The sequence below is a fragment of the Streptomyces sp. NPDC086519 genome, assembly GCF_040686075.1.
Lineage (GTDB): Bacteria > Actinomycetota > Actinomycetes > Streptomycetales > Streptomycetaceae > Streptomyces > Streptomyces shenzhenensis.
The window spans coordinates 39,427-64,211 of sequence record NZ_JBFBJL010000027.1; the positions used below are offsets into that span (position 1 = coordinate 39,427).

Annotated in this window: 22 protein-coding genes; 1 reads left to right on the forward strand and 21 read right to left on the reverse strand. The window is 70.8% G+C overall.

Going from position 1 to position 24,785, the window contains the following annotated elements; genetic code table 11:
* Positions 1-267 precede the first annotated feature (267 nt).
* The gene (locus tag AB0P24_RS25175; RefSeq protein ID WP_365797601.1) at positions 268-2,340 is read right to left on the reverse strand and encodes an alpha-galactosidase; all 2,073 of its coding nucleotides are present in this window, start codon (positions 2,338-2,340) and stop codon (positions 268-270) included.
* Between the two features lie 197 nt (positions 2,341-2,537).
* Here AB0P24_RS25175 and AB0P24_RS25180 point away from each other — a divergent pair, with 197 nt between their 5' ends.
* Positions 2,538-3,335, forward strand: coding sequence for a tyrosine-protein phosphatase (locus tag AB0P24_RS25180; RefSeq protein WP_365797603.1), 798 nt, complete (start codon positions 2,538-2,540; stop codon positions 3,333-3,335).
* Positions 3,336-3,338: 3 nt separating this feature from the next.
* On the opposite strand, the gene AB0P24_RS25185 is transcribed toward AB0P24_RS25180, so the two are convergent.
* The 20 genes from AB0P24_RS25185 to AB0P24_RS25280 form a co-directional block, all read right to left on the reverse strand.
* On the reverse strand, positions 3,339-3,461 hold the full coding sequence (locus AB0P24_RS25185) for a DUF6126 family protein (RefSeq protein ID WP_181806055.1): 123 nt from the start codon (positions 3,459-3,461) through the stop codon (positions 3,339-3,341).
* Positions 3,458-4,084, reverse strand: coding sequence for an XRE family transcriptional regulator (locus tag AB0P24_RS25190; RefSeq protein WP_365797606.1), 627 nt, complete (start codon positions 4,082-4,084; stop codon positions 3,458-3,460). The genes AB0P24_RS25185 and AB0P24_RS25190 overlap by 4 nt, the downstream gene beginning before the upstream one ends.
* Before the next feature lie 71 nt (positions 4,085-4,155).
* Positions 4,156-5,541: an aspartate aminotransferase family protein gene (locus AB0P24_RS25195; protein ID WP_365797608.1), complete on the reverse strand. Its 1,386-nt coding sequence runs from the start codon at positions 5,539-5,541 to the stop codon at positions 4,156-4,158.
* On the reverse strand, positions 5,538-7,559 hold the full coding sequence (dxs, locus tag AB0P24_RS25200; protein ID WP_365797610.1) for a 1-deoxy-D-xylulose-5-phosphate synthase: 2,022 nt from the start codon (positions 7,557-7,559) through the stop codon (positions 5,538-5,540). Before dxs ends, AB0P24_RS25195 begins: the two co-directional genes overlap by 4 nt.
* A gap of 27 nt (positions 7,560-7,586) precedes the next feature.
* A complete protein-coding gene (gene ispG / locus AB0P24_RS25205) occupies positions 7,587-8,744 on the reverse strand; it encodes a flavodoxin-dependent (E)-4-hydroxy-3-methylbut-2-enyl-diphosphate synthase (protein ID WP_365797612.1) in 1,158 nt (385 codons plus the stop codon).
* 4 nt (positions 8,745-8,748) lie between these two features.
* Complete coding sequence (gene hpnH, locus AB0P24_RS25210) at positions 8,749-9,771, reverse strand: adenosyl-hopene transferase HpnH (protein WP_181803030.1); 1,023 nt, start codon at positions 9,769-9,771, stop codon at positions 8,749-8,751.
* Positions 9,772-9,776: 5 nt separating this feature from the next.
* Positions 9,777-10,418 carry a 1-hydroxy-2-methyl-2-butenyl 4-diphosphate reductase gene (locus tag AB0P24_RS25215; RefSeq protein ID WP_365797614.1) on the reverse strand — a complete coding sequence of 214 codons (642 nt, stop codon included), beginning with the start codon at positions 10,416-10,418 and terminating at the stop codon, positions 9,777-9,779.
* Positions 10,418-12,409, reverse strand: a complete 1,992-nt coding sequence (shc, locus tag AB0P24_RS25220) for a squalene--hopene cyclase (protein ID WP_365797616.1) — start codon at positions 12,407-12,409, stop codon at positions 10,418-10,420. The genes AB0P24_RS25215 and shc overlap by 1 nt, the downstream gene beginning before the upstream one ends.
* A 117-nt stretch (positions 12,410-12,526) precedes the next feature.
* The gene (locus AB0P24_RS25225) at positions 12,527-13,657 is read right to left on the reverse strand and encodes a polyprenyl synthetase family protein (protein ID WP_365797618.1); all 1,131 of its coding nucleotides are present in this window, start codon (positions 13,655-13,657) and stop codon (positions 12,527-12,529) included.
* On the reverse strand, positions 13,654-15,075 hold the full coding sequence (gene hpnE / locus AB0P24_RS25230; RefSeq protein ID WP_365797620.1) for a hydroxysqualene dehydroxylase HpnE: 1,422 nt from the start codon (positions 15,073-15,075) through the stop codon (positions 13,654-13,656). The genes AB0P24_RS25225 and hpnE overlap by 4 nt, the downstream gene beginning before the upstream one ends.
* Complete coding sequence (locus AB0P24_RS25235) at positions 15,072-15,212, reverse strand: DUF6380 family protein (RefSeq protein ID WP_365797622.1); 141 nt, start codon at positions 15,210-15,212, stop codon at positions 15,072-15,074. The genes hpnE and AB0P24_RS25235 overlap by 4 nt, the downstream gene beginning before the upstream one ends.
* A complete protein-coding gene (gene hpnD / locus AB0P24_RS25240; protein WP_365797624.1) occupies positions 15,212-16,165 on the reverse strand; it encodes a presqualene diphosphate synthase HpnD in 954 nt (317 codons plus the stop codon). Before hpnD ends, AB0P24_RS25235 begins: the two co-directional genes overlap by 1 nt.
* A complete protein-coding gene (hpnC, locus tag AB0P24_RS25245) occupies positions 16,162-17,064 on the reverse strand; it encodes a squalene synthase HpnC (protein WP_365797626.1) in 903 nt (300 codons plus the stop codon). The genes hpnD and hpnC overlap by 4 nt, the downstream gene beginning before the upstream one ends.
* A gap of 359 nt (positions 17,065-17,423) precedes the next feature.
* Positions 17,424-18,218: an ABC transporter ATP-binding protein gene (locus AB0P24_RS25250; protein WP_365797628.1), complete on the reverse strand. Its 795-nt coding sequence runs from the start codon at positions 18,216-18,218 to the stop codon at positions 17,424-17,426.
* Positions 18,211-19,140, reverse strand: a complete 930-nt coding sequence (locus AB0P24_RS25255) for an ABC transporter permease (protein WP_365797630.1) — start codon at positions 19,138-19,140, stop codon at positions 18,211-18,213. The genes AB0P24_RS25250 and AB0P24_RS25255 overlap by 8 nt, the downstream gene beginning before the upstream one ends.
* Before the next feature lie 209 nt (positions 19,141-19,349).
* A complete protein-coding gene (locus tag AB0P24_RS25260) occupies positions 19,350-20,234 on the reverse strand; it encodes a glycosyltransferase (RefSeq protein WP_181803038.1) in 885 nt (294 codons plus the stop codon).
* Entirely contained in the window at positions 20,231-20,974 is a 744-nt protein-coding gene (locus AB0P24_RS25265) for a CDP-alcohol phosphatidyltransferase family protein (RefSeq protein WP_234540340.1), read from the reverse strand. The genes AB0P24_RS25260 and AB0P24_RS25265 overlap by 4 nt, the downstream gene beginning before the upstream one ends.
* Before the next feature lie 13 nt (positions 20,975-20,987).
* Positions 20,988-22,049 (reverse strand): iron-containing alcohol dehydrogenase family protein, encoded by a 1,062-nt coding sequence (locus AB0P24_RS25270; RefSeq protein WP_365797633.1) that lies wholly within the window; start codon positions 22,047-22,049, stop codon positions 20,988-20,990.
* The gene (locus AB0P24_RS25275; RefSeq protein WP_365797635.1) at positions 22,037-22,789 is read right to left on the reverse strand and encodes a phosphocholine cytidylyltransferase family protein; all 753 of its coding nucleotides are present in this window, start codon (positions 22,787-22,789) and stop codon (positions 22,037-22,039) included. Before AB0P24_RS25275 ends, AB0P24_RS25270 begins: the two co-directional genes overlap by 13 nt.
* The gene (locus AB0P24_RS25280) at positions 22,786-24,558 is read right to left on the reverse strand and encodes a DUF5941 domain-containing protein (protein ID WP_365797637.1); all 1,773 of its coding nucleotides are present in this window, start codon (positions 24,556-24,558) and stop codon (positions 22,786-22,788) included. The genes AB0P24_RS25275 and AB0P24_RS25280 overlap by 4 nt, the downstream gene beginning before the upstream one ends.
* Positions 24,559-24,785 lie beyond the last annotated feature (227 nt).

Below are 24,785 nucleotides of genomic sequence, written 5' to 3' on the forward strand. Positions count from 1 at the left end.
TGTGTGGCGAACGTAAGCGAGTACGACACACACGGACAAGCACCTGGTTCCGCCTGTCCGAGTTCCGCTTGATCCGTTACCGGAAATCCCGGTGACCCTCCGTGAATTCCAGCTCTTTCGTTTTTCCCATCACCGCGAAAAACACCGGAATTACGTGAACATGACGCGCGACGGACGGTCACGAATATGACGCTCCTCACGCACGTCACACCACGTCCCCTTATTCCGGACCGAGTTGCGACAAAGGATCTAATTCGGGCATACGTATCAGATCCGGCGAAGCCGGATGACTGCCGCATCCAGGTCGCCCTTCAGTCCGGTGCGCAGCCCGTGGTGCAGCAGGACGGCACCCCGGTGCACTTCGCCCGTTTCACGGCATTCGTACGACGCCGTCGGGTCCAGGCCCCGCAGCCGCAGCGCCGGCGCCGGCTCGCCGTAGCTCTGGGCCTGGAGCCAGGCGAGGACGACGGTCTCATCGCCGAGCGTGTACTGCACCGCGCTGAGCCCGCCGGTCGGCGGCCGCAGCCGGAACTGGTCGCCACGCTGCACCAGCGGCCGGATCTCCTTGTAGAGCTCCACCCAGCGGCCGGCCTCGGCGAGCTCCTCCTCGGTCCACCGCGAGAGGTCGCCGCCGACGCCGAGCGCCCCGGCCATCGAGCTGACGAAGCGGAAGCGCAGACTGCTGACGCGGCCGTTGAGCTGGTGGTTCGGGCTGTCGGTGACCCAGGCGGACATCACCCGGGCGGGGTGGATCTGACTGAAGCCGTGCTGGATGGCGAGGCGGTCCAGCGGGTCGGTGTTGTCGGAGGTCCACACCTCGTCGGTACGGCTCATGATGCCGAGGTCGATCCGCCCGCCACCGCCGGAGCAGGACTCGATGGCGACATCCGGGTGGGCCGCGCGGAGCCGGTCGAGCAGGGCGTACAGCCCGCGGACATGGTCGACCCACAGGCGCTGCGGGTAGGGCTCGCCGGGCCAGCCCGCGTCGGTGAAGCAGCGGTTGAAGTCCCACTTGACGTAGTCGATCGGGGCGCTGGACAGCAGGGTGTCGAGTTGCTCCCAGAGGTACTGCTGGACGTCCTCGCGGGCGAGGTTGAGAACGAGCTGGTTGCGCAGTTCCGTCCGCTTCCGCCCCTGCTGGTACTGCACCCAGTCGGGGTGGGCGCGGTACAGGTCGCTGTCCGGGTTCACCATCTCGGGCTCCACCCAGATGCCGAACTGCATGCCGAGGGCGTGCACGTAGTCGGCGAGGGGCTTGAGGCCCTTGGGGAAGCGGTCGGGGTTGGGTGTCCAGTCGCCGAGTCCGGCGCGGTCGCTGGTACGGGCGCCGAACCAGCCGTCGTCCACCACGAACAGCTCGACACCGATCGCGGCCGCCCGGCGGGCGAGTGTGGCCTGCTGGTCCTCCGAGATGTCGAAGGTGGTGGCCTCCCAGGAGTTGAACAGCACCGGCCGGTCCCGGTCGGCGTCCGGGATGACGTAGGCCCGCTGGTAGGCGTGCCAGGCACGGCTCGCCCCGCCGAAGCCGCCGTCGGTCCACAGGCCCGCGAAGACCGGGCTGGTGTACGACTCCCCCTCGGCCAGCATCAGCAGGCCCGAGTCGTCGTAGCCGGCGCCGCCGGTGATCTGCACGCGCGCGTCGGGGAGCTGGGCGACCGCGATGCGCCAGGAGCCGGACCAGCCGAGGGCGCACCCCCAGACCTCGCCGCGCTCCTCGGTGGCGTCGGTGTCGAGAGCGACCCAGGGCAGGTGCTGGTGGCCGGTGTGGCCGCGGCGGCTGCCGATGACCTTCTCACCGTAGGTGAGCGGGCCCCTGGCGAGCCGGGACTCGGCGGCCCAGCGGCCGTGCAGTTGGGAGAGCCGCCAGCCCTCGCGGTCGGGCAGGGTCCAGGTGGCGGGGTCGGCGCGCAGCAGCTCCACGCGCGCGTGCCCCTCGTTGCCGACGGTCACCCAGCGTTCGACGACGTCACCGCGCATCCGGTAGTGCAGCGTGATGACGATGCCGTCGTCCGTGAAGCGCAACCGGAGTTCGTCGTCCTCGACCTCGTACGACGCGAAGGTCCACTCGGTGCCGCGCCGCTCCTCGGTGCGCACGGACAGGGCGGGGCGCACGAACCGGGGCCCGCCCTCGACCGGGTACTCCTCGCGGCCGTCGAGCGGCGACTCGAAGGGCCAGTAGCCGGGCAGCACCCGGGTGCTGAGCTCCTCGGCGTCGGCGAGCTGGATTCTGGCGCCCCAGTGCAGGTGGAGCAGCTCGTCGGCCTCCGTCAGATGCAGCGCGTAGCTGCTGCCCGGGCCCGACAGGAGCCACGTACGACCGTTTTCGGCGATGTCCACCATCGAGAAACCTCACACAGGGGCCAACAGATCCGCTCAAGCACCAACATCATCAATGGCCACGGGCTCCGGAATCAAGGGCTTCGGGTCCTCAAGGCGCCGCCTGTGGACAACTCACTGCCCGCGGAAACCGATGTCGTATCGTCGAGCCAGTGCCCGTCGACGAGCCGCGCCGACGGGGCCGACCGGGAGGAGCCCCCGTGACGCAGCAGGTCCCGTCCACCGAGCCCGAGCTGACCGGGGTGCGCAACTTCCGTGACGTGGGTGGCCTGCCGACCGTGGACGGGCGGCGGGTGCGTCCGGGTGTGCTGTTCCGCAGCGGTCATCTGGCGCACGCGACGGAGCAGGACGCGGAGTTCCTCGCCTCGCTCGGCCTGCACACGGTCTTCGACTTCCGCAACGCCGCCGACCAGAAGCTGGAGGGCCCGGACGTCGAGCTGCCCGGCGTGCGGAACGTGAACCTGCCGCTGACCGACCCCGCGCACGGCGCCGACTTCTGGATGATGGTCCGTGAGGGCGACCTCGACCAGCTGCACGGGCTCCTGGGCGACGGCAAGGCCGCGGCCCGGATGGTCAGCTCCTACCGCGCGATCGTCAAGGAGCGCACCGGCGAGCACTCGCACGTGCTGCACGCGCTCGCCGAGGACAGCGTCCCGGCGCTGATGCACTGCGCGGCCGGCAAGGACCGGGCCGGTGTCTCCATAGCCGTGACGCTGCTCGCGGTGGGCGTGGAGCGGGACGCGATCGTCGCCGACTACCTGGAGTCCAACGCCAAGCACCGCCGATACAAGGTGCGGCGCAGCGGCGGCGGGGACAGCGCGTACAGCCCCGAGGTGATGGACCTGCTGAGCCCGCTGTTCGACGCCCGCCTGGAGTACCTGACGGCGGCCTTCGAGAGCATCGAGGAGACCTGGGGCGACGTCGACACCTACCTGGAGCAGGGCCTCAGGCTGGCCCCACAGACCCGGGAGCGGCTGCGCGAGCGCCTGGTCGGCTGAGGCTCAGCTCTTCGCGCCGAGGGAGAACAGCAGGAACAGGAACGCGGCCAGCACGTGCCCGGCGGCGATGTAGATGATCAGCCGGACCCACAGGGCCCGCGGGAACTTCTCCTCCATGTTGGTCATGGCAGCTCTCCAATGATCGGTCCCAGGCACAGGGCGGCCGTGGGACTCTGCAACAGGGTGTGGACGAACAGGAGCTCGACCCCGTCCTGGTCCTGGGCGGCGAGGCGGTGCGGGGTCAGCGAGTCGAAGTGCGCGCTGTCGCCGGCCTCGAGCACGTGGGTGGTGTCGCCGAGCCGCAGCCGGAGCCGTCCGCGCAGGACGTACAGCCACTCCTCGCCGGGATGCACCCGCACGATGTCGCCCTGGGAACCGTGGGGCACATGGACGCGCAGCGCCTGCATGCCCCGGCCCGGGGCACCGGTCTGCCAGTACGTCCAGCCGCCCGCCCGGGTCGGATCCATGTCAACGGCGCGTACGATCGCGTCCCGGTCGGCGACGGTCTCGCCGAGCAGGTCCGAGACCGTCGTACCGTAGATACGCGCGAGGGCGAGCAGCATCGGCAGCGAGGGCTGCCGGTGCCCGGTCTCCAGCCGGGACAGGTGCGCGGGCGACAGTCCGGCGTCCCGGGCGGCGGCCTCCAGGGTGAGGCCGGCACGGCGGCGCAGGGCGCGCAGCTGCGGGGCGACGGCGGGCAGGTCCTCGACCGGCTGCCCGCCCGCCCGCTCGTTCGCGGAGGAGCTCATGCCTCCATTGAGCCGCGACTTTGTCTCCATGGCAATTTCCTTGCCTCAGAGACAAAATCCAGGGAGCCGCTCTAGCGGTTGGCCACCGCCTGCTTGATGAGCGTCTTGCCGAAGTCCCACATCAGCCCGCCGCCGCTGTGCGCGTCGTCCATCACATCGGTGAAGGCGTCCACGAAACGGTCGACGTCGGCCTCGTCGACGATCAGCGGCGGGATGAGCTTGATCACCTCCAGGTGATCGCCGGAGACCTGGGTGAGGATCCGGTGCCGTTGCAGCAGCGGTACGACGACCATCTGGGCGAACAGGCCCTTGCGGGCGGCCTGGAGCATGGTCCAGCGGCTGCGCAGCTTCAGGGAGCTGGGCCGGCCGAACTCGATGCCGATCATCAGGCCCCGGCCGCGCACGTCGGCGAGCAGTTCGTACTTGTCGGTCAGCGCGGCGAGCCGGGACTTCAGCTGCTCCCCCACGGCCCGGGAGTTGGCGACGATCTGGTCGTTCTCCATCACCGAGAGGACGGCGAGCCCGGCCGCCATGGCCTGGGCGTTGGCACCGAAGCTCGCCGAGTGGACCAGGACCCGGTCCATGGAGGAGTAGACCTTCTTGAAGATCCAGTCCTTGCCGAGAGTGGCGCCGACCGGGACGTACCCGCCGGACAGTGCCTTCGCCACACACACCAGGTCCGGTTGGACGCCCTCCTCGTGCTGGTAGGCGTAGAAGTCGCCGGTGCGGCCGAGGCCGGTCTGCACCTCGTCGGCGATGAGCAGAGCCTTGTGCCGGTGCAGCAGTTCCTGCGCGGCGCGCAGATAGCCGGGCGGTGCCTCGTGCACGCCCTTGCCCTGGATCGGCTCGACGATCAGGGCGGCGACATCGCCCTTCCTCAGCTCGCGGGCGAGCGCGTCGAGGTCACCGAGGGGTACGGCGGTGTCGGGAAGCAGCGGGGCGAAGCCGTCCCGGAAGCCGGCCTCGCCGTTGACCGACAGGGAGCCGGTGGTCAGGCCGTGGAAGGCGTGGTCGCAGTAGAGGACGCGAGGCCTGCCGGTGGCGAAGCGGGCGAACTTCAGAGCCGTCTCGACCGACTCGGTGCCGCTGTTGCCGAAGAACACCCGGTCCAGGTGCGGGCTGTGCGCGAGGAGGCGCTCGGCGAGCAGTCCGGGCAGCGGCTGGCAGTCGAAGCGGGTGAGGTCGGCCAGCTGGGCGTCCAGCACGTCGTGCAGCGCCTTGCGGACGACGGGGTGGTGACGGCCCAGCCCCATCACCCCGAACCCGGCGAGCATGTCCAGGTAGTCGTTGCCGTCCGCGTCCCAGAAGTGGGCACCCTCGGCCCGCTCGTAGACCTTGTCGAAGCCGATGGTGTGCAGCATGCGCGGCAGCTGGTGGTTCAGGTACTTCCCGTGCAGCTCGTACCGCTCCCCGCCACGCTCCGCGAGCAGCGCCCCGAGGTCGAACTCCGTACTCATTGCCTCTCCTTGTCAGCACCCTCGGCATCAGCGCCCCGAAGGGGCGCGGGGCGCATCGATGTGCGGCTGCCGCCGCGGGGCGCGACCAGCGCGGACGCCGCCGCACCCGCCGAACGACCCCCCGCGGCACCCCCGTAGGCACTGCCGTCCCCCCGCACCGCGAGGCTGGACCCGATCCGCCCCGCGATCTCCACCGGCGTCAACCCGATGTCGGCCAGCACCTCCCCCCGCTTCGCATGCGCCAGGAACTGCTCCGGAATCCCGAACCTCCGCACCGGCACGTCCACTTCCGCGTCGCCGAGCGCGAGCGCGACCGCCGCGCCGACACCGGCCGCCCTGCTGTTGTCCTCGACGACGGCCACCAGCTCGTGCCGGGCCGCCAGGGCCGGCAGCGCGGGATCGACGGGTTTGACCCAGCGCGGGTCCACCACCGTGCAGCTGATGCCCCGGGCGGCCAGCAGCTCCGCGGCCTGGAGGCACACCGGCGCCATCACGCCGACCGCGACCAGCAGCACCCGCGGGTCCGCCCCACGGTGCAGGACGTCGATCCCGCCGACCCGGTCGACCGCCGGGATCTCCGGGCCCACCGACTCCTTCGGGAACCGCACCAGCGTCGGCGCGTCGTCCACGGCGACGGCCTCGCGCAGCTGGAGCCGCAGCTGTTCGGCGTCGCGCGGGGCGGCGATCCTGAGGCCGGGGACGACCTGGAGGACCGACATGTCCCACATGCCGTTGTGTGACGCGCCGTCGACCCCGGTCACACCCGCCCGGTCCAGGACGAACGTCACCCCGCAGCGGTGCAGCGCCACGTCCATCAGCAACTGGTCGAACGCGCGGTTCAGGAACGTGGCGTAGACGGCGACGACCGGGTGCAGCCCGCCGGTCGCCAGGCCGGCCGCCGAGACGGCCGCGTGCTGCTCGGCGATGCCGACGTCCCAGACCCGGTCCGGGAAGCGCTCGGCGAACTTGCCGAGGCCGACCGGGTGCAGCATGGCCGCGGTGATCGCCACGACGTCGTCCCGCTCCTCGCCGATCCGGACGATCTCGTCGCCGAACACCGAGGTCCAGGAGGGCCCGTTGGACGGCGCGAGCGGCTCACAGGTGAGCGGGTCCATGACGCCGACAGTGTGGAAGTGGTCCTCCTCGTGGGCGAGGGCGGGCTCGTAGCCGCGGCCCTTCTCCGTGAGGCAGTGCACCAGCACCGGCCCGTGGAAGCGTTTCGCGCGCCGCAGGGCCGACTCGACCGCTCTGATGTCGTGGCCGTCGATCGGGCCGACGTACTTGAGGCCCAGGTCCTCGAACATGCCCTGCGGGGCGAACGCGTCCTTGAAACCCTTCTTGGCGCCGTGCAGGGACTCGTAGATGGTGCTGCCGACGACCGGCGTGCGCAGCAGGACGCCCTTGCCCCAGGCCAGCATCCTCTCGTAGCCGTCGGTGGTGCGCAGCGTGGCGAGGTGGTTGGCGAGGCCGCCGATGGTGGGGGCGTAGGACCGCTCGTTGTCGTTGACGACGATGATCAGCGGCCGGTCCTTCGCCGCCGCGATGTTGTTGAGCGCCTCCCAGGCCATCCCGCCGGTCAGCGCGCCGTCGCCGATCACCGCGACGACATGGCCCTTCTCCCCCTGCACCTGGCGGGCCTTGGCGAGGCCGTCGGCCCAGCCGAGCGCGGTGGAGGCATGGCTGTTCTCGATGACGTCGTGCTCGGACTCCTCGCGCGAGGGGTATCCGGACAGGCCGCCCTTGCCGCGCAGCTTGGAGAAGTCCTGACGGCCGGTCAGCAGCTTGTGGACGTAGCTCTGGTGGCCGGTGTCCCACAGGATGCGGTCGGCCGGGGACTCGAAGACCCGGTGCAGTGCGACGGTCAGCTCCACGACGCCCAGGTTGGGCCCGAGGTGACCGCCGGTCCTGGCGACCGCGTGCACCAGGAACTCGCGTATTTCTTCGGATAGTTCACCGAGTTCCGCCTCGGACAGCGCCTTCAGGTCGCGTGGTCCCCGGATGGTCTCCAGAATCGTCACGCTCGGCCCCCTCTCGGTCCGTGCTGTTCAGCTCACCGTGACGGCGGGTGCTCCGGACCCGGCGCCGTCCTGCTCCATCTGCTCGGCGATCTTCATCGCTTCCTCGATGAGGGTCTCCACGATCTTGGACTCGGGCACGGTCTTGACGACCTCGCCCTTGACGAAGATCTGTCCCTTGCCGTTGCCGGAGGCGACCCCCAGGTCGGCCTCCCGCGCCTCGCCGGGGCCGTTGACCACACATCCCATGACGGCGACCCGCAGCGGCACCTCCATGCCCTCCAGGCCCGCCGTCACCTCGTCCGCCAGCTTGTAGACGTCGACCTGGGCGCGCCCGCAGGACGGGCAGGAGACGATCTCCAGGCGCCGCTGCCTCAGGTTGAGCGACTCCAGGATCTGGATGCCGACCTTGACCTCCTCGGCCGGCGGGGCGGACAGCGAGACGCGGATCGTGTCGCCGACGCCCTGGGACAGCAGTGCTCCGAAGGCGACCGCCGACTTGATCGTGCCCTGGAACGCCGGGCCGGCCTCCGTGACGCCGAGGTGCAGCGGGTAGTCGCACCGGGCGGCGAGCTGCCGGTACGCCTCGATCATCACGACCGGGTCGTTGTGCTTGACGGAGATCTTGATGTCCCGGAAGTCGTGCTCCTCGAAGAGCGAGGCCTCCCACAGAGCGCTCTCCACGAGCGCCTCGGGCGTCGCCTTCCCGTACTTCTGGAGCAGCCGGCGGTCGAGCGAGCCGGCGTTGACCCCGATGCGGATCGGCGTGCCGTGGTCCTTGGCGGCCCGCGCGATCTGCTTCACCTGGTCGTCGAACTGCTTGATGTTGCCGGGGTTCACGCGGACCGCCGCGCAGCCGGCCTCGATGGCCGCGAAGACGTACTTGGGCTGGAAGTGGATGTCGGCGATCACCGGGATCTGGGACTTCCGCGCGATCGTCGCCAGTGCGTCCGCGTCCTCCTGCGTGGGGCAGGCGACGCGGACGATCTGGCAGCCGGACGCGGTGAGTTCGGCGATCTGCTGGAGGGTGGCGCCGACGTCCGAGGTGCGGGTGGTGGTCATCGACTGCACCGACACCGGAGCGCCGCCGCCGACGGCGACCGGCCCGACGTGGATCTGCCGGGAGACCCGCCGTTCGGCGATCGGCCGGGCCGGGACCTCGGGGAGGCCCAGGGGGATCGCGGTCATGCCGTCACTCCCGGTTCCCGGAGACCGTCTCGCGCATCGCGCGCAGGGACTCCTTGAGCGAACCCATGGTGGCGAGGACGGCGGTGGGCTCGTAGCCGCAGTGCGCCATGCAGTTGGCGCAGCGCGGGTCCTTGCCGCGGCCGTACTTGTCCCAGTCGGTCTTCTCGATGAGCTCGCGGTACGTCGGCACGTATCCGTCGCTCATCAGGTAGCAGGGGCGCTGCCAGCCGAAGAGCGAGTAGTTCGGGATCGCCCAGGCCGTGCACGGGAAGTCGACCTTGCCCTCCAGGAAGTCCAGGAAGAGCGGGGAGTGGTTGAGCCGCCACTTCTTCCGGTTGCCGCCCGCGAAGGCCTTCTTGAAGAGTTCGCGGGTCTGCTCCACGCCGAGGAAGTGCTCCTGGTCGGGGGCCTTCTCGTAGGCGTAGGCGGGCGAGATCATCATCTCGTCGACCTTGAGGTCGTCGTTGAGGAAGTTGAGCACCTCGATGATGGTCTGCGGGGTGTCCGTGTTGAAGAAGGTCGAGTTGGTGGTCACCCGGAAGCCGCGGCGTTTGGCCTCCTTGATGGCCTCCACCGCCTCGTCGAACACCCCTTCCTTCGCAACGGACTCGTCGTGCCGCTCGCGCAGCCCGTCGATGTGCACCGCGAAGGCGAAGTAGGGCGAGGGCGTGAACTTGTCCATCTTCTTGCGCAGCAGCATCGCGTTGGTGCACAGGAAGACGTACTTCCGCTTAGCCACCAGCTGCCGCACGATCTCGTCGATCTGAGGATGCATCAGGGGCTCGCCGCCCGCGATGGACACCATCGGAGCACCGGACTCCAGCACCGCCCCGACCGCCTGGGCGACCGGCATCCGCTGCTTCAGCACCCCCGCCGGATGCTGGATCTTGCCGCAGCCCTCACATTTCAGGTTGCACGCGAAGAGGGGTTCAAGCTCCACGATCAGCGGGAACTTGTCCCGCTTGCGGAGCTTCTGTTCGGCCAAGTAAGTAGCGACCTTGATCGACTGACGCAGCGGCATGGCCATCTGGCTCACCTCCGGGGGAGCAGCAAAGAACGGTGCCATTCGAAGAAAGCTGGAAGAACGGATCGGAGAACGCGGAAAGCAGATATCCCACCGCGTACCGTGCCGATCCGGACGAGTTCGTGTTCAGGGGCGTCCACGACCACCCGTACGGCCGCGACCGGGCGCTCGCCCGCGCGCACGGCGCTCAGGAGCGTGGCCGCCGATTCCATGTCGACCGCGATCGCGCCGGTCGCGAGCAGGTCTGATCGCTCGTGGCCGCGGACGACATGATCGGAGCCGGTGAGGGGGCCGGTGTGGACGGTGCGGCCGGGCAGGGTCCGGACGAGTTCCTTCACCAGGAGTTCGGTGCCCACGCACGGGACGCTGCCGCGGGGGTCCCGGGTCTCCTCGGCGACGACCAGGTCGCCGGGGTGCATGCCGGGGGCGAGTCCCGCGCAGAAGCCCGTCGCCAGGACCGCGGCGGCGGCGAGCGCGGGGTCGGCCAGGACCCGGGTGACGGACCGTTCCGCCGCTTTGGGTCCCATGCCGGTGCGCAGCACGGTGACCGGCCCGCCCGAGCCGCCCCTTTCGCCGGCGCGCAGGGCGAGGTGCTCGATGCCGAGCGCGCAGGCGATCAGCAACGGGGGCGGCGCGGGCGTGGTGTTCATCAGTCCCCCTCGGCCTCGGGGGTGGGCTCGCCGTGGACGTAGCGGCCGAGCGCGGTGAGCGGGAAGACCTGCCGGTAGAGGTGGTAGTTGATGGAGAAGTCCCAGGGGAAGCCGGTGCCGGTGAAGTACGGCTCGTCCCAGGAGCCGTCCTCGGCCTGCGTCTCGGCGAGCCACCTGACGCCCCGCTCGACGGCCTTGGAGTCCTTCTCCCCCGCCGCGAGCAGCGCCATCAGCGCCCACGCCGTCTGGGAGGCGGTGGAGGCGCCGCGTCCGCTCCAGTCGTCCGCGTACTTGTAGGAGCGCAGGTCCTCACCCCAGCCGCCGTCCTCGTTCTGGACCTGCTCCAGCCAGTTCACCGCGCGCCGGATCGCCGGATGCGAGGCCGGCAGGCCGGCCGCCGTGAGCGCGGGTACCACGGATCCGGTGCCGTACACGTAGTTGACGCCCCAGCGCCCGAACCACGAGCCGTTGGGCTCCTGTTCGGCGAGCAGCCACTCGACGCCGCGCCGGGTGCGCGGGTCGCGGGACATGCCCTCGAAGGCGAGCATCTCCACGACGTGCGCGGTGACGTCGGCCGACGGCGGGTCGATGACCTCGCCGAAGTCGCAGAACGGCAGCCGGTTGGGGAACGGGCTGGTGTTGTCGACGTCGAAGGCCCCCCATGCCCCGTTCTTCGACTGCATGCCGAGGTTCCAGCGCACCCCGCGCCCGATGGCCTTCTCCATCCGCTCGGGGTCGTGGTGCCGGACCCGGCGCAGGGCGAGGACGACCTCGGCGGTGTCGTCGATGTCGGGGTAGTTGTCGTTGTGGAACTCGAACGCCCAGCCGCCCGGCGGGAGTCCGGGCCGCTTCACGGCCCAGTCGCCGGGCCGCACGACCTGTTCGGCAAGCATCCAGTCGGCGGCCTTGACGAGCTGCGGGTGGTCGGCGGGCAGCCCGGCGTCGGCGAGGGCGATGGTCGCCAGGCAGGTGTCCCACACCGGCGACTGGCAGGCCTCGATCATCCTGGAGCCGTCCTCGCGCCACACGGCGTAACGATCCAGCGACTCGAGTCCCGCGCGCATCACGGGGTGTTCGAGGTCGTAGCCGAGCAGGTACAGGGCGATCACCGAGTACACGGCCGGGGGCTGGATGCCGCCCCACGCGCCGTCGTTCTCCTGGCGCTCGACGATCCAGCGGGCGGCGGAGTTCAGCGCGGAGCCGCGCAGCCGGCGCAGCGCGACCTTGCGGTAGCCGCGGACAACCTTGTCGAGCCGCTGGAAGACGCCCTCCCAACTCGCCACCGGGGCGAGCGGCTGGGGCGGGTTCGGGTTGGCCGCGTCGGTGTGGAGTTCGTCCAGCGGGAAGGGGGCGGGGCGCACCGGGCGCTTGGCCGAGACCACGGTGAGCGGCACGATGGTCTGCCGGGCCCACTGGCCGAAGTTGTAGATGCTGAGCGGGAACCACTTGGGGAAGTACAGGAGCTCCGGCGGGAGTTCGGGCAAATCCTCCCATTTCCACCAGCCGAACAGGGCCAGCCAGATCCGGGTGAAGACCCGGGCGGCGGCGATCCCGCCGCGCTCGCGGACCCAGGCCGACGCCTTCGCCATGTGGGGCGCGTCCGGCGCGTCCCCGGCCAGCCGCAGCGCGACGTACGCCTCGATGGTGGTGGAGAGCTCGCCCGGGCCGCCGTAGAAGGTGGCCCAGGTGCCGTCCTCGCGCTGCTCGCCCCGGATGAAGAGCGCGGCGGCCGCGGTCGTCGACTCGTCGCGGATGCCCAGGAACTGACGGAGCAGCAGGTCCTCGGCGTCCATGGTGACGTTGGTCTCCAGGTCGCCCTTCCACCAGCCCTGCGCGTCCTGCCGCGCGAGCAGATGGTCGGTGGCGCGCCGCACGGCGCGTTCGGCGGCTTCTTGCACCCCGGCCGCCACAGGGGTGGTGAGCTTGGTGCTGGCCGAGTCGGCCCGGGGCGGCGGGGTGGCCCCGGTGCTTCCGTCGGTCGTCGCTGTCATGGCTTCCCCTTCGTGCAGTCGTGCGAAGTCGTTCTGCTGTGGGTCCGCCGTCGGCCGGTGCTGGCTGCGCGCTCGCACCGGCCGGCGACTACGCGAGGGTTGTTCGACCGATAATGATCATCTCTTTCGTACGACGACGAAGTCCGCCAGCGCCGTGAACCGGGCCCGCACCTGGGCGGGCATGTCGACGGCGTGGAGGGCTTCGATGGCGATGGTGTGCTGACGGCGCGCCTCTTCGGCGGTCCACTCGCGGCCGCCGGCCTCCTCGATGAGGGCGGCGCGGGCCGCGAACTCCTCCTCGGAGAAGTTCTCGAAGTCGCTGCTCTTGGCGTCGGCCGCGAGGATCTCGCCGAGCCGCTCGGAGGCGGGCCCGCCCGCGGCGAGGGCGGCGACGACCGGCAGGGACTTCTTGCGCTGGCGCAGGTCGCTCCAGGTCTGCTTGCCGGTGGACTCCGGGTCGCCCCAGATGCCGAGCAGGTCGTCGACTGCCTGGAAGGCGAGGCCGAGGTGGTAGCCGTACTTCTCCAGGGTGTCGGCGGTGCGGTCGTCGGCGCCGCCCAGCACCGCGCCGATGGAGCTGGAGGCGGCGAGCAGCGCGCCGGTCTTGTTGCCCTCCATCTCCAGGCACTCCTCGACGCTGACCCGGTCGCGGTGCTCGTAGGAGATGTCCTGGGCCTGGCCGTCGATCAGGGCGCGGGTGGCGGTGGTGAGCCGGCGGGTGGCCCGGCCGGCCTCGACGGTGCCGAGTTCCAGGAGGACCTCGTTGGCGAGGGCGAACAGGGCGTCGCCGACCAGGATGGCCTGGGCGGGGCCGTGCACCTTCCAGACGGTGTCGCGGTGCCGGCGCTGTTCGTCGCCGTCCATCAGGTCGTCGTGCAGCAGGGAGAAGTTGTGGACGAGTTCGACGGCGACGGCGCCGGGGATGCCGACCTCGGGGGCGGCACCGGTGACCTCGGCGGAGAGCACGGCGAGCGCGGGCCGTACGGCCTTGCCGCCGTCGCCGTCGGCGGGGTTGCCCTCGGCGTCGATCCAGCCGAAGTGGTAGGCGGCAACGGTGTCCATGGGAGGTGCCAGGCGGTCGACGGCCGCCCGCAGTACCGGTGTAGCAAGGGTCCGGCCGCGCTCCAGGAGCGCGGTCACGTCCACCGCGTCGGCAGCCGTCTCGGCCGGGGGCACAGTGGGCACAGTTTCTCCTCTTGTTGCGGTACCGGGGGTGCGGGGGCCTGCCGCCTGCTGATCGAGCGTCACGCCGCCTCCTCGAACTCGAAGAGGTGGCGGGGGCGGGGCCGGCCCAGAGTGCTCAACGCGGCATCGGCCGCGCTGACACCGCTGCGGACCGCACTCTCCATGGTCGCGGGCCACCCGGTGGCGGTCCACGCTCCGGCCAGGTAGAGGCCGGGTGCCTTGGTACGGGCGCCGGGCCGCAGCCGCCCGACGCCGGGGGTGGGGGCGAACGTCGCGGTGCGCTCCCGGGTCACGAAGAAGTCCCGCACCCCGGCGCCGCGCGCACCGGGCAACAGCCGTTCCAGCTCGGGCAGATAGCGCTCGCGCAGGTCGGCCACGGGGGTGTCGATCTCGTCCTGGGCGGCCGACTGGGACAGCGCGAGGTACTGGCCCGAGCGCAGCCCCGAGGCGTGGGTGCGGTCGAACACCCACTGCACCGGGGAGCCGAGGGCCGCGAAGAACGGCTTGGTGAGCACCGTACGGTCGTAGACCACATGGACGTTGAGGATCGGTGCGGTGCCGATCGCCAGCAGGTTCTGCGGGGCGTCGAGGGCACCGGCCGGCAGCAGGTCGTACGCCTCGCGCTGGGCGACGGCGAGCACGACGGCGTCTGCGGTGAGTGTCTCGCCGGGAACCTGAACGCTCCAGGTTCCGTTCTCCTTGGTGGAGACGGAGGTGACGCGTGTACGGACCTCGGTACGCACGCCCGCGGAGTCGAGCGCCTTGCGGGCCAGCCGGTCGTGCAGTTCGCCCAGCGGCACATGGGCCCAGCCGATGTCGGCCGCTCCCGGGTCGGACAGCAGACCGGTCTTGAACACCATCGCGGCGAGCCCCAGCGAGGCGTCGCCCGCGACCGCGTTGAGGGTGGCGACCCCGACCAGGTCCCACAGGGCCTCGACGGCACGCGCGGACTGGCCGTGGGCGGCCAGCCAGCTGCCGAAGTCCTGTGTGTCCAGGTTCGGATCGGCGAGGTCGAGCCCCTTGAGCGCGAGCGCGGCCCGCCCGACCCTGGCCCGCTCGGCGAGCGAGAGGTGCGGATAGGCGGCCAGGCTGCGCCCCAGGTGCAGGGGGACGGGCAGCGGGTCGCGCCGCAGCCTGCCCAGGCGCCCCCCCTCCGGCTTGGCGAGGTCGAGCACGGGCACGTCGAGGCGGTCCTGCAGCGGTGCCAGCGCCGCGCCCTCGATGCGGTCGAGGAACCAGCGGTAGGCGGTGCAGCAACGCAGGTAGACGTGCTGGCCGTTGTCCACGGTCAGGTCGCCGCGCTGGAAGGAGAAGGCGAGCCCGCCGAGCCTCGGCCTGCCTTCGAGAAGGGTGACACGGACGCCCGCGTCGGCGAGCGCGAGTGCGGCCGTGATGCCGGCGAGGCCGCCGCCGATCACGACGGCGGTGCGCCCGGACGGGAGGTCGTCGTGCGTCCGTTCGGATCGCGTGCCGTCGCTCATCGTGTCGCCTTTCCTACCTGGCCGCCGTGCCGGTGGAACGGGGCAGGTCGGGCCGTCGCAGTCAGGGACGCCGTGTCGCGCCGGAGGGTTGCCTGCCGTTTTCCTCCGGTGGCGTCGCCTTGGCCCACTGTGTCCATCAGGCGCGCCTCCTGACGGCCAGACGAGAGGTGTGGCGCCGGGTGTCGAGCCCGGACAGACCGCGCACCGCGACGTACGCCTTCTCACGTCCGGGCAGCGAGACCCGGCCGCGCAGCACCGCCTCCGGTTCGCGCTCGATGCGGTCGAGCAGGCGGCGGTAGATACCGGCCATGGCGGCGACACAGGCGCCGCTGCGCCGGTCCAGCATGGGCAGCAGCCGGTACCCCTCGGCGAAAAGGGCACGGGCGCGCCGTACTTCGAAGTGCACGAGGCCCGCGAAGTCGGAGCCCGGCGGCGGGGTCGGCCCGTGGAACCCGGCCGAGCAGCCGAACTTGGCGAGGTCGTCGGAGGGCAGATAGGTACGGCCGTTGCCGGCGTCCTCGCGGACGTCCCTGAGGATGTTGGTGAGCTGGAGCGCGAGCCCGAGCGTGTCGGCGTACTCCGGCGCGCGCTCGGCGCCGCGCGCCCCCGGTTCCGTGCCGAACACACCGAGCGAGAGCCGGCCGATGGCTCCGGCCACGCAACGGCAGTAGACCTTGAGGTCGTCCCAGGTCTCGTAGGTCTCGCCGCGGACGTCCATCAGGACGCCGTCGATCAGCTCGTCCAGGCCGCCCAGCGGGATCGGGAAGACCTGGGCGGCGTGCGCGAGGGCGACCGCGACCGGGTCGGTGTCGTCCTCGGCGACCGCGCCGTCCTGGACCCTGGCGAGCAGCGCCCGGGTGTCCTCCAGGCGGGCCGCCTTCACCTCGTCGGCCAGCTCGCCGTCGCCGATGTCGTCGACGCGCCGGGAGAAGGCGTAGAGCGCCGACATGGCACGCCGCTTGGGCGCCGGCAGCAGCCTGATGCCGTAGGCGAAGTTCCGTGCCTGCTGTCCGGTGACCGTCTCACAGTAGCTGTAGGCGGCGAGTACCGGCGCGGACACGTGTGTGGGAGAGTCCACGGTCCGGATCACCCCTCTCCTCGCAGAGTCACGCCCACCTCACGCAGCAACCGGCCCTTGCCGGGCTTGGGCGGGCCGGGAAGTACGTCGTATTCGGCGGCGGCGATCGCGTGGACCGCCGCCCTTCCCCCCGCCACGAACCCCGCGAGCAGCAGCTTCAACCTGCCGTGGACGCTACCCACAAGGGGGGCGCCTTCATTCAGGAGATCGCGGGCGCGTTGTGCTTCGTATGCAACCAGTGCACGCACCGATGCGCCCGCGGTTTTCCTGGCGAGATCCGCCTCCTGGACGTGAAAGCGCTTCATGTCCTCGGCGGGCAGATAGATCCGGTCGCGGCCCAGGTCCTCGGCCACGTCCTGGAGGTGTTCGACGATCTGGAGTGCGGTGCAGATCGAGTCGGAGAGCCGGATCCGGTCGGCGGTCGAGGTGCCGGTGACGGCGAGGACCAGGCGGCCGACCGGGTTGGCGGACAGCTCGCAGTAGGCGAGGAGGTCGTCGTAGGTCTCGTACCGCTTGACGAACTGGTCCTGGCGGTTGGCGGCGATCAGGCCGAGGAACGGCTCGGGGGTGAGGGAGTGGCGGCGGACCACGGGCTGAAGGCGGCGCAGCAGGGGGTGGTGCGGAACGGCGTCGAAGACGCGGCGCAGGTCGGCCTCGAAGGCGTCGAGCAGGACCAGGCGGTTGTCGGCATCGGCCTGCGACACGCCGAGCAGGCGGGCGTCGGCGCCGCCGGGGGCCAGGTCGCCGTCGCCGATGTCGTCGACGAGGCGGGCGAAGCCGTACACCGCCATCAGGTCGTCGCGCCAGGCTTTCGGCAGGAAGAAGGGGGCCACGGGGAAGTTCTCGTCCGCGGCCTTGTCCAGGGTGCCGCGCTCCGGGTCTCCGGTGCGCGCCGAGGCGGTCGCCGTCACCGTTCGCTGCCCGGGGCGGGGACGGCACGGCCTGCGTTGATCTGGGGAGTTTCCGTAGCCATTGCCGTCACATCTCCCGTTCTACACTGCCGACCCAATACACACTATTTCGGACACGCCGCCCGGCAATCCGCGGGGCGGCCCGGCAGAGGGTGTCGCGCATTATCGCCCCACTTGCCGCTTTCCGGGACCGGTACAGCTTACGTTGTACAACGCATCGAGGTTCGTCGGGGTGTCCCGCAGATCACAACAACACACCGATTGGCGTCAAGATTCCTAAGGCAAGCCGGAGTTGACGTTTCCTTTGCAGACGCGGGGCCCCACCGGAAAGGTTCCGGCGGGGCCCCGGCGAGTCAGGGCTACTTGCCCGTGAACTTCTCGTACTCCTTGAGTACCTCTTCGGTCGGGCCGTCCATGCGCAGTTCACCGCGCTCCAGCCACAGGACGCGGTCGCAGGTGTCGCGGATCGACTTGTTGTTGTGACTGACCAGAAACACCGTGCCCGCGTGCTCACGCAATTCACGGATCCGGTCCTCGGAGCGCCTGCGGAAGGCCGCGTCACCGGTGGCCAGCGCCTCGTCGATCATGAGGACGTCGTGGTCCTTGGCGGCGGCGATGGAGAACCGTAGCCGGGCCGCCATGCCGGAGGAGTAGGTGCGCATCGGGAGGGTGATGAAATCGCCCTTGTCGTTGATGCCGGAGAAATCGACGATCTCCTGGTAGCGGGCCTTTATGTCGTCCCGGGTCATGCCCATGGCCAGGCCGCCCAGGATGACGTTGCGCTCGCCCGTGAGGTCGTTCATCAGGGCCGCGTTGACGCCGAGCAGCGAGGGCTGGCCGTTGGTGTAGACCCTGCCCTTCTCGGCGGGCAGCAGGCCGGCGATGGCGCGCAGCAGGGTGGACTTGCCGGAGCCGTTGGAGCCGATCAGGCCGATCGCCTCGCCGCGGTAGGCGACGAAGGAGACGCCACGGACCGCGTGCACCTTGCGGACGCCCCGGTCTTCGCCGCGTTTGAAGATGCGGCTGAGGGCAGCCGTCGCGCTGCCCTTGCCGGTCTTGGCGCCGTTGACCCGGTAGACGATGTGCACCTCCTCCGCGATGACGGTGGGGATCCGCTCCCCGGGGTTGCGCTCCACGTCGTTGAGATCAGCCACGGCCGTACCGCTCCTCCGCCTTCCAGAAGTACACGAAACCGCCGGCGAACACGACCACGGCCCAGGACAGGGCGACGGCCCAGACGTGCGGCGGGAGGTTCGAGGCGCCGTAGCCGTCGATGAGGGCGAAGCGCATCAGGTCCATGTAGACGGTGGCGGGGTTCACCTGGAGGAGCGTGCGCGCCCACTCCGGTCGGCCCTCCATCATCTTGCTGATCGAGAACATCACGCCGGACATGTACATCCAGGTGCGCAGGATGAACGGCAGCAACTGGGCGAGGTCCGGCGTCTTCGCGCCCAGCCGGGCCACGACCAGGGCGAGGCCGGTGTTGAAGAGGAACAGCAGGAACAGGATCGGGACGACCAGCACCCAGGACAGGCCCGGGCGGCTGCCGAACCCGACCACCACCGCGATCATGACGATCATCGAGAAGAGCAGCTGCTGGAGCTGCTGGAGCGCGAAGGAGATCGGCAGCGAGGCGCGCGGGAAGTGCAGCGCGCGCACCAGACCGAGGTTGCCGGAGATCGCGCGCACGCCCGTCATGATCGAGCTCTGCGTGAACGTGAAGGTGAACACGCCGGTGACCAGGAACGGAATGTAGACGTCCTGCGACATGCCGCGGCTGGCGTGCAGGATGACACCGAAGATGAAGTAGTACACGGCCGCGTTCAGCAGCGGCGTGGCCACCTGCCAGAGCTGGCCGAGCTTGGCCTGGCTGTACTGGGCGGTGAGCTTCGCCTGCGAGAAGGCCAGGATGAAGTGGCGCCGCCCCCAGAGCTGGCGCACGTACTCGGGCAGCGAGGGGCGTGCGCCGCTCACCGCGAGCCCGTACCTGGCGGCGAGCTGCGCCGCCGTGAGGCCCTCGTCGGCGGACGGCACCGCGCTCACCGCGATCCCGCCGTCATGCGTTGTCTCACTCAAGGGTGGAAGCCTTCGCTTTCGGACGCGTCCTCGGATGCGTCTTCGGATGCGTCTTCGGATGCGTCTTACGTTCGTCTTACGGAATTGTGCTACTGGGCACGACACGTCTGCGCCATCGGACGCATTTCCGGGGACGCCGGAGTGCCGAGCGCGGCCGTTCCGTGGCGTGTCCGCACGCCGTCACGCGCGGACACACGCCTTCGAGCTTGTCAGATCACCGGAGGACGGCCCAGTCGCGTGAGTTTCCACACGGTCCGCCAGCGCATCGGGCGGCGGGGTCCGCAGGGGGTGGTCCAGCCCTCCCGGAAACCGGCGAACCAGGCGTGCAGGGCCGGCCGGGACGGGCGGCGCACCAGGGTCAGCAGCATCCACACCCCGAGGTAGACCGGGACCAGGAGGGCCGGCAGGTTGCGGCGGGCCAGCCAGACCCGGTTGCGTGCGACCATCCGGTGGTAGACCGCGTGCCGGGAGGGGGCGGTCGTGGGGTGGAACAGCACCATGTCGGAGCGGTAGTCGATCATCCAGCCGGCGTCCAGGGCCCGCCAGGCCAGGTCGGTCTCCTCATGGGCGTAGAAGAACTCGTCCGGCAGGCCGCCGACCTCGGCGAGGACCTGGGTGCGGACGGCGTTGGCGCCGCCGAGGAAGGTGGTGACCCGGGAGGAGCGCATCGGGTCGGAGGCCCGCAGCCGCGGCACGTGCCGGCGCTGGGTCTGCCCGGTCTCCGGGTCGGCGATGCGGAAGCTGATGATGCCGAGCCTCGGGTCGGCCGTGAAGGCCTCCCGGCACAGCTCGGCGGTGTCGTGCTCGGCGAGCAGGCCGTCGTCGTCGAGGAAGAGCAATATGTCGACGTCGCGGCCGCTCGGGCCGAAGGCTTCTATGCCGACGTTGCGCCCGCCGGGGATGCCGAGGTTCTCGGGCAGTTCCAGGGTGCGGACGCCGTCGGGCACCTCCGGGACGGGCGAGCCGTTGCCGACGACGACCACCTCGACCGGGTCGCCGTGCTGCTTGGCGACCGAGTCGAGGAGGGCGCGCAGTTCGTCGGGGCGGTTGCCCATGGTGATGACGACCGCGCCGACCTTCGGTCCGCCGCTCACCGCAGCCTGCTCGACGCGAGGACCGAGACCAGGTGCAGCAGGGTCTGGAGCAGCGCGATGCCGGCGAGCACGGCGGTGCCCAGACGGGTGAAGAAGAGGTCGCCGCGGACGTGGTCGACGATCGCGAGCAGCAGGATCAGCAGGGAGGCCTCGATGCCGAGGATCAGCCGGTGGAACCGGAGCAGGGCGGCGGCCCGGCGGGCCAGCGCCATGCCGGAGGAGCGCATCTCGGCGGCGGCCTCCTTGACCACCGGAAGGCCGGCCTGGTGACGGGCGACGCCGACCAGGTCGGTCTCGGCCTTGATCAGGATGGCGCCGAGCGCGGCCAGCGTGCCGAGGAAGGCCCACAGCCAGTCGATACGGCCGCTGCCGAACAGGTCGGCGGCGCGCAGCCCGAGCCCGACCAGGACCGCCGCGTCGGTGAGGTACGCCCCGACCCGGTCGAGATAGACCCCGCCCAGCGAGTACTGCTGCTTCCAGCGGGCGACCTCGCCGTCGACGCAGTCCAGCAGCAGGTACATCTGGACGCACACCACGCCGAGGACGGCGCCCGTGATCCCCGGCACCAGCAGGGCCGGGGCCGCGAGCACGCCGAAGACGGTCATCAGATACGTGAGCTGGTTGGGCGTGACCCTGGTGTTCACCAGGTAGCGGTCCACCCGCAGGGACACCTCACGCATGTAGAGGCGTCCCATCCAGTGCTCACCGCTGCGCCGGTCCTTGACCCCAGCGGGGTGCACGACCGGACGGAGTTCAGCTACCGATGGCCTTGACATAGTCGACGTAGAAGTCCTTGATCTGGTGGGTCTTGAGGTCGAGGTGTTCGAGGATGGTGTAGCGGCCGGGCCTGGTCTCCGGAGCGAACTCCACGACCCGGACGAACTCGTCCACGGTGAAGCCGATCTCCTCCGGCAGCACCGGCAGTCCGTGCCGGCGCAGCACATCGGCCATGTACACGGACTGTTCGTGGGCTCCGCGCAGATACATCGCGAAGGCCGCGCCCAGCCCGCACTGCTCGCCGTGGCTGGCGGCACGCCTCGGGAAGAGCAGGTCGAAGGCGTGGTTGATCTCGTGGCAGGCGCCGGAGGACGGACGGGAGTCGCCCGACACCGACATGGCGATGCCGCTGAGCACCAGCGCCTCGGCGAGGACCTGGAGGAAGTCGTTCTCGCCGATGCCGCCGGGGTGGCGCAGCACCGCCTCACCGGCCTGCCGGGCCATGGCGGCCGCCAGACCGTCGATCTTCTCGCCGTTGACGCGGTGGGACAGCTCCCAGTCCGCGATCGCCGAGATGTTGGAGACGGCGTCTCCGATGCCGGAGCGCACGAAGCGCGCCGGTGCCTCACGGATGACGTCGAGGTCGATGACGACGGCGATCGGGTTCGGCACGCCGTAGGAGCCGCGGCCCGCGTCGTTGTCGAGGGTGGCGACCGGCGAGCACAGGCCGTCGTGGGCGAGGTTCGTCGGCACGGCGACCAGCGGCAGGCCCACCCGGGCCGCGGCGAACTTGGCGCAGTCGATGATCTTGCCGCCGCCGAGGCCGACGACCGCGTCGTAGTGGCCGGCCTTGATGTCGCCGGCCAGCCGGATCGCGTCGTCGAGGGTGCCGCCGCCGACCTCGTACCAGGTGGCGCCGGGCAGACTCGGCGAGAGGCGCTCGCGCAGCTTCGAGCCGGAGCCGCCGCTGACGGCGACGGCGAGCCGCCCCGAGTGCGAGATGCGCTCGTCGGCGAGCACGCCCCCGAGGTCGTCGAGGGCACCCGGGCGGATGTCCACGACGACCGGCGAGGGGATCAGCCGGGTCAGTACTGGCACGCGATCTCCCGTCCCCTGGCGAGATCGTCGTGGTTGTCGATCTCGACCCACCGGACGTCGCCGATGGGCGCCACGTCGATCCGGAAGCCGCGGTTGACCAGTTCCTGGTAGCCGTGCTCGTAGAACTGCTGCGGGTCGGTCTCCCAGACCGCCTTCAGCGCGTCGGCGAGCTCGGGGGCCGCGTCGCCCTCGATGAGGGTGACGCCGATGTACTCACCGGTGGCCTCGGCGGGGTCCATCAGCTTGGTGATCTTCGTCATGCCCTTGTCGGCGTCGACGACGACCTTCATCTCCTCGTCCGCGAGGGACTTGACGGTGTCCAGGGCGAGGATGATCCGCCTGCCGTCGCCGCGGGCGGCGAGCAGCGTCTTCTCGACGGAGACCGGGTGCACGGTGTCGCCGTTGGCGAGGATCACGCCGTCCTTGAGGGCGTCACGGCCGCACCACAGGGAGTAGGCGTTGTTCCACTCCTCGGCCTTGTCGTTGTCGATGAGGGTGAGCTTGAGGCCGTACTTCTGCTCCAGGGCCGCCTTGCGCTCGTACACGGCCTCCTTGCGGTAGCCGACGATGATGGCGACCTCGGTCAGGCCGATCTCGGCGAAGTTCCCGAGGGTCAGGTCGAGCACCGTGATCGAGTCCTCTATCCCGGCGGGCCCCACCGGCACCAGTGCCTTGGGCAGGCTGTCGGTGTAGGGGCGCAGACGCCGGCCGGCGCCGGCCGCCAGCACGAGGCCGATCATGCGGGTTCTCCTTCGTCGTGTACGGCGGGCGCCCCTGCGGACACCCAGAAGCGGATGCTCTCGACGAGCACCAGCCCGGCCACGGCCACGGCGAGGACCGTGAGCGCGACCTTGAACTGCGCGGCGGTGAGCACCGCGGCCAGGACGGTGACGAGCAGCGTCCGCCCCTCCTGCCCCCCGATGGCGCGGACGAGCCAGGCCGGCGGCGCTCCGGCGTCGCCGCGGATGCGGTACACCGTGTCGTAGTGATGGTAGGCGACGGCAGCCACCAGGCCGAAAGCCGCGGGAAGGGCTCCGTTTACCCCGGCTTTACTTGCGAGGACGAGCACGGTGCCGTACTCGGCAGCCCGGAACAGGGGCGGGACCAGCCAGTCGAGGGCGCCCTTGAGGGGGCGGGCGAGGGCCCGGCCGGAGGCGAGGGCGTAGGCGACGGCGCCCGCGACCGGGGCCCAGGTCACACCGGAGAGGAGGCAGGCGGTGAGAACCGCCACGCCGGCGAGGGCCACCGGGAACGGGGAGCCGAACGGGGCGCGCAGGGCGCGGGACACGAATCCCGCGAGGGGGCCGTTGTCGGCCAGGTCCGCCAGCGCCTTCGCCGCCCGGTCGGTGCGCTTCGCCTTCCGGGTCAGCGACCGCAGGACCCGCCCGGCCGTGGTGTAGGTCGCGGCGAAGGCGCAGCCGGCCAGCAGCACGTAGAAGGTGATCCGCGGGGTCGTGGCCGCCGTCAGGACGGCTATCAGTGCCCATCGCTCGCCGATGGGCAGAACTATCATCCGGCGCACCCAGACCGTCCAGCCGACGCTGTCGAGCCTGCCGGAGAGGGCGGCGGTGGGGCTGGTGTTGGCGGTGGCGTCGTGGTTGGCCTCGTTGAAGGAGAAGTCGACCACGTGCCGGCAGGTCTGCAGGATCATCGCGCCGAGGGCGAGGGCCCATACGTCGTCGTGGCCCCCGCCGCGGGCGGCGCCGAGGGCGAGGCCCGCGTAGTACGCGTACTCCTTGGCCCGGTCGAAGGTGGCGTCCAGCCACGCGCCGAGCGTGGAGTACTGCAGGGAGTAGCGGGCGAGCTGGCCGTCGGTGCAGTCCAGGACGAACGAGCAGATCAGCAGGGCGCCGGCGGCGACGAAGCCGATCCGCGTACCGGTGGCCGCGCAGCCCGCCGCGATCAGGGCGGTGAGCAGGGAGGCGGTGGTGACCTGGTTGGGGGTCAGTCCGCGCCGGGCGCACCAGCGGGCGAGGTACCGCGAGTACGGGCTGATGAAGAAGGTGGTGAAGAAGCCGTCCCGGGACTTCACGGCCGACTTCAGGCGTACGGCCTCGTCGTCGACGGCGGCCACGGCCTGCCGTGCCTCGTTGCGGGCCTGCGGGTCGGCGGGTACGGCGGCGACCAGGCTGCCCAGCTCGGGGCGGTGGACGTCGGCGTCCATGGCGGTGACGAGGTTGTCGACCGCGAGGTCGGTGCTGCCGCCCGCGGAGGCCTCCCGGGCCAGCGCCTGGCTCAGGGCCGGACGGCCGGCGGGCTGGGCGGTGACGGCGCCGGGTATCGCGGCGAGCGGGAAGCGGGGGTCGGTGAGGCCGAGCCGCAGGGCGTGCACATGGCCGACGAAGCGGGCGTCCACGACGGCGACGCGCCGGTCGGCGGGTACGGCCGTGAGCAGCGCCTCGGTCTCGGCGGTGTCCGACGCCGCCCGCACCTCGAAGCCGAGCGCCCGCAGATCGCTCTCCAGTGACGATCCGGGCACCGGCGGACCGGTGACGATGGCGGTCGACAACCGAACTCACTCCCTGGGTGCCGGCGTACGGGCGCCGGTCTGCTGCGTGGTGGGGCGGGGGGGTGCCTGGTGGTCCCCTGACGGCATTCGGCAGAGGTTATCGGATGGTGAGGACCGCTTGTTCACCGGCCGTTCACGGCACGGTCGGCCCGCTCTGCCCCGGCCGTTGCCGAGATCATCATCCGTGATCCAGGCCCCGGCCGACAAACCGCGCTCCCAGAACGGGC